This is a genomic window from Synechococcus sp. R55.2, assembly GCF_047462075.1.
GTDB lineage: Bacteria > Cyanobacteriota > Cyanobacteriia > Thermostichales > Thermostichaceae > Thermostichus.
On sequence record NZ_JANSIH010000299.1, the window covers coordinates 1 to 4,133 of the forward strand.

Sequence of the window (4,133 nt, forward strand, 5' to 3'; positions counted from 1 at the left end):
GCAAGCCAACCACGAGCCTCTGGGGTGGTTTACAGCACCCCCAATCGACCGTTACCAGTGCCTTAAACAACCGTTTCTGGTGTCCGCAGTACAATTATAACCATGGAGGCGGACTTTCCTCTCGACACTGATCCTACCGGTACAGCACGGGGCTCCTGCGATTTCTAGCTGAGTGCTCAAGATGGATCCCTCTCATGTGCCCCTGGGTTTGCCGCTCATCTTGGGGGAGGTGCTTTTCGACTGCTTCCCCACAGAGATTGTGCTGGGCGGAGCAGCTTTGAATGTGGCTTGGAACCTCAAGGGGCTGGGATCCGATCCCCTCTTGCTCAGTCGTGTTGGCCAAGACGAGGCCGCCAGAGAGCTGCTGGGGGCCTTGCGACGGCAGGGGCTGCGCCTGGAGGGTCTGCAGCAGGATTCTGTTCACCCCACCGGCAAGGTTCAAGTAACCCTGGATGAGCAAGGGATCCCCACCTTCGCCATCTTGCCCGACCAAGCCTACGACTACATCCAGTTGGATATCGGGGCTCTGCAAGCTCTCCAGCCCAGCCTGCTCTACCGGGGCAGCTTGGCAGCCCGCCGGGAGGCAGCCCATCGCCACTTTCAAGAGGGGATCCCCGCTTTGGGCTGTCCCGTGTTTCTGGATCTCAACCTGCGGGATCCCTGGTGGCATCCAGACGCCATCCGGGAGATGCTGCGCACCTGTGATTGGCTGAAGCTGAACCAGGCAGAGCTGGAGCAAGTGGCCCAACTGGAAGGGATCCCTGCCGGAGACCTGCTGGAGCAAGGACAGATCCTCCAGGCTCATCTGAACCTGAAAGGTCTATTTCTGACCTTGGGAGCGGCAGGCGCGCTGCTGATCACCCCTACTCAGATCCATCGGGCCGACCCAGTGCCCGCGCCTCAGCTGGTGGATACAGTGGGGGCGGGAGATGCGTTTAGCGCCGTAGCCATCCTGGGACTATTGCGGGGATGGCCGGAGGCAGTTCTGGTGCAACGAGCCGTGCAATTTGCGGCGGCCATCTGCGGGATCCCGGGGGGAGCACCTTCGGATCCGGAGTTTTACCGGCCCTTCTGGCAGGCATGGGAGATCCAGGAGATCCAGAGGCCAAGGGTTCAATGAAACTGGCGCAGGTGAAACTGGGCGTAGCGCCCCCCTTTGCCCAGCAATTCTCGGTGATTTCCCTGCTCCAGCAATTGCCCCTGCTCCAAGACGAAAATGCGGTGGGCAGTGCGTACCGTCGAGAGGCGGTGGGCAATCACAAAAACGGTGCAGCGTTGCATCAGCCGTTGCAGTGCTTCCTGCACCAACGCTTCCGACTCGTTGTCCAAAGCCGAGGTGGCCTCGTCCAGGATCAAGATCTTGGGGTTGAGCAACACGGCGCGGGCAATGGCCAGCCGTTGCCGTTGTCCACCGGAGAGGGTGACCCCCCGTTCTCCCACGCGGGTGGCGTAGCCATCGGGCAAGCTCTCGATAAAGGTGTCGATGTTGGCCACCTGGGCCGCCTGGCGTACCGCTTCCAGGTCAAAATGCTCTTGTCCGTAGGCGATGTTGCTGGCAATGGTTCCCGAAAACAGGGTGATCTCCTGCGGCACAATGCCGATCTGCCGGCGCAGGCTCTTGAGGGTGACGGTGCGGATGTCGATGCCGTCGATGCGGATGCAGCCCTGCTGGGGATCGTAAAAGCGGGGAATCAGGCTCACCAGGGTGGATTTGCCGGCGCCGGAGGATCCCACCAGGGCCACAATCTCGCCGGGAGACACCTGAAAGCTGATCTGTTTGAGCACCGGCTGATCCGGTTTGTAGGCAAAGGAAACTTGGTCGAACTCCACCCAACCCTGAATGGGAGGCATGGGGCGGGCCCCGGGCAGCTCCCGGATTTGGGAGCGGGTGTTTAGCAGCTCGAAAATCCGCTCCACCGAAGCCTCACCCTGTTTCAGCTCGCTGTAGTTGTTGGTGATGTGAACAATAGGGTCGATCAACATCGCAACACCGGCGATAAAGCCGAGAAACTGGCTGCCGGTCAGGTTGCCCTGGCTGATTTGCCAGCCGCCCACCCAAAACACCCCCAACACGCTCATGGCGTACAGGAAGCCCACCACCGGGTCTTGAATGGCTTTCACCTGTTCGGTCTGAAACCGGGCCAGGCGGTTGCTTTCGGCAATGGCACTGAAGCGGCGAATTTCGTAGTCCTCAGCCGCAAAGGCGCGAGTGAGGCTGATCCCGGCAAATACCTCTGTCAAGAGGGCGGCCAAATCCGACATCTTCTCTTGGTTGAGGCGGGAGCGAAACAAAAGGCGATCCCCAAACCAACTGATCAAGGCTCCCATCAGGGGGGCTATCAGCAAGGTGGTCAAGGTGAGAATGCCGTTGAGATAGAACAGGTAGGCCACCACCGCCAAGATGGTGAGCACGCTGGGGATGAAGCGATGGAAAAACCGCTGCACCACCTCTCCCACCCGATCCAGATCCCCCGTGAGGCGATAGACCAGATCGCCAGTGCGGCTGCCGGAAAAATAGTCCACATCCAGTGCCTGCAGGTGGGCATAAATCTGTTGGCGCAATTCCAAAACCATTTGCAAGGAGGCCCTCGCCATCAGGGTGTCTTGGCCATACTGAAAAGCGCCGCGCACCAAGAAAAACACCACCCCAATCAAGGCCAGCATCCGCAATTGCCCCAGATCCCCGGCACCAATGGAGCGGGCCACCCACTCGATCAAGTAGGCGAGGGCGGGCATGGTTAGCACAAAGCCAAGGGTACAGGTTAGCCCCAGCAACAACATCCACAGATGGGGCCGAATGAAGGGAATGAGACGGCGATAGCTACGACCCGGATGCACAAATCACAAACCAGAAGGGCCTCTGACCCAACCAGCTTACAGGATAGTGTTGCGGACTGCTGCCGGGATCCCTGAAACTGGCCGGTAGAGCTGAAAGCCGCTGCGGCCATTTTCCTTGACCTGGTAGAGGGCCAAGTCGGCATGGTGCAAAAGGGTGGACACTTCTACGCCGTCTTGGGGGTAGAGGGCGACGCCAATGCTGCAGGTCACGGAAAGGGAATGGCCCTCGCAGGAGAAGGGAGTTTGAAAGGCATCGACAATCCGCTGAGCCAGACGCGCTGCCACTGTGGGGCTGCCAATTCGGGGCAGCAGCAGGGTGAACTCATCCCCTCCCCAGCGGGCGACGATATCTCCAGGGCGAACGCACTTGGTTAACCGTTCAGCTACCCCCTGCAACAGGGCATCGCCGACACCGTGGCCGAAGGTATCGTTGATGTCTTTGAAGTGATCCAAATCCACAAAGAAGAGGGCCAGAGATTCACTGTAGTATTGCTGCAGGGCCTGCTGCAGCCGCTCCCGAAAGGATTCGCGGTTCACCAAACCTGTCAGGGCATCATGATGAGCGCGAAACTCCATGTAGGCTAAGCTCTGCTTTTGGGCGGTGATGTCTTCGCAGATGCCTTCATAGCCGAGGATGTTTCCGGCTTTATCTTTAACCAAACGGGCCTTTTCTCGGACCCAGATGATCGAGCCATCCCGCCGCCGCAGCCGATACTCAAAACCGCGCACGGATCCCTGCTCCTGCAATAGCCGCACAAATTCCTCCCACTGGCTGGGATCCACATAGAGCTGCCGCTTGCCCGCCTCTTTCGCTTCGCGCATCAATTCTTCGGGGGAGCTGTAGCCGCAGATCTGGGCCAGCATCGGGTTGGCGGAGAGATACCGACCTGCCGCATCGGTGAAAAAAATGCCCTCTACCGCATTCTCGAAAAAATTGCGATAGCGCTCCTCAGCCTGGCGCAGCTCCTCTTCCACTTGCCGGCGCTCCGAGATCTCGAGGGCCAGAGACACCAAATCCGCCAGGGATCCGGCGAAGTTTTGCTCTTCTAAGGTCCAGTGGCGAGGGGAGCCAATGTGCTCGTGGCAGAGAACACCCACCATCCGTCCTTCCAGTCGAATGGGGGCATCCAGCATCGAGACCACTCCCATTGCTGTCAGGTAGGAATTGCCGAACTCGGCGGTGCGGGGATCCGCCACCACTTGGTCGGCAGCAATGGTGCGCTCTTGCTCTAGGGCTTGAAAATAACGGGGATAGTCTTTGGCCCAGATCTCCGCCCCTTGAGTATGGGATCCCT

General features: G+C 59.4%; 3 protein-coding genes. 1 reads left to right on the forward strand and 2 read right to left on the reverse strand.

Annotation, left to right across the window (positions count from 1 at the left end; translation table 11 throughout):
- Positions 1-181: 181 nt before the first annotated feature.
- Positions 182-1,120: a carbohydrate kinase family protein gene (locus tag NW838_RS09745; protein WP_414427949.1), complete on the forward strand. Its 939-nt coding sequence runs from the start codon at positions 182-184 to the stop codon at positions 1,118-1,120.
- Here NW838_RS09745 and NW838_RS09750 read toward each other — a convergent pair.
- Both NW838_RS09750 and NW838_RS09755 read right to left on the reverse strand, forming a co-directional pair.
- On the reverse strand, positions 1,114-2,838 hold the full coding sequence (locus tag NW838_RS09750) for an ABC transporter ATP-binding protein (RefSeq protein ID WP_011433743.1): 1,725 nt from the start codon (positions 2,836-2,838) through the stop codon (positions 1,114-1,116). The genes NW838_RS09745 and NW838_RS09750 overlap by 7 nt on opposite strands.
- 36 nt (positions 2,839-2,874) lie before the next feature.
- Positions 2,875-4,133: diguanylate cyclase domain-containing protein (locus NW838_RS09755; RefSeq protein ID WP_414427950.1), on the reverse strand; the 1,259-nt coding region annotated here is incomplete at its 5' end.

Excerpts from the sequence above, each read along its gene's own strand:
- NW838_RS09745 (WP_414427949.1), top strand. The coding sequence starts at position 182 with ATGGATCCCTCTCATGTGCCCCTGGGTTTGCCGCTCATCTTGGGGGAG.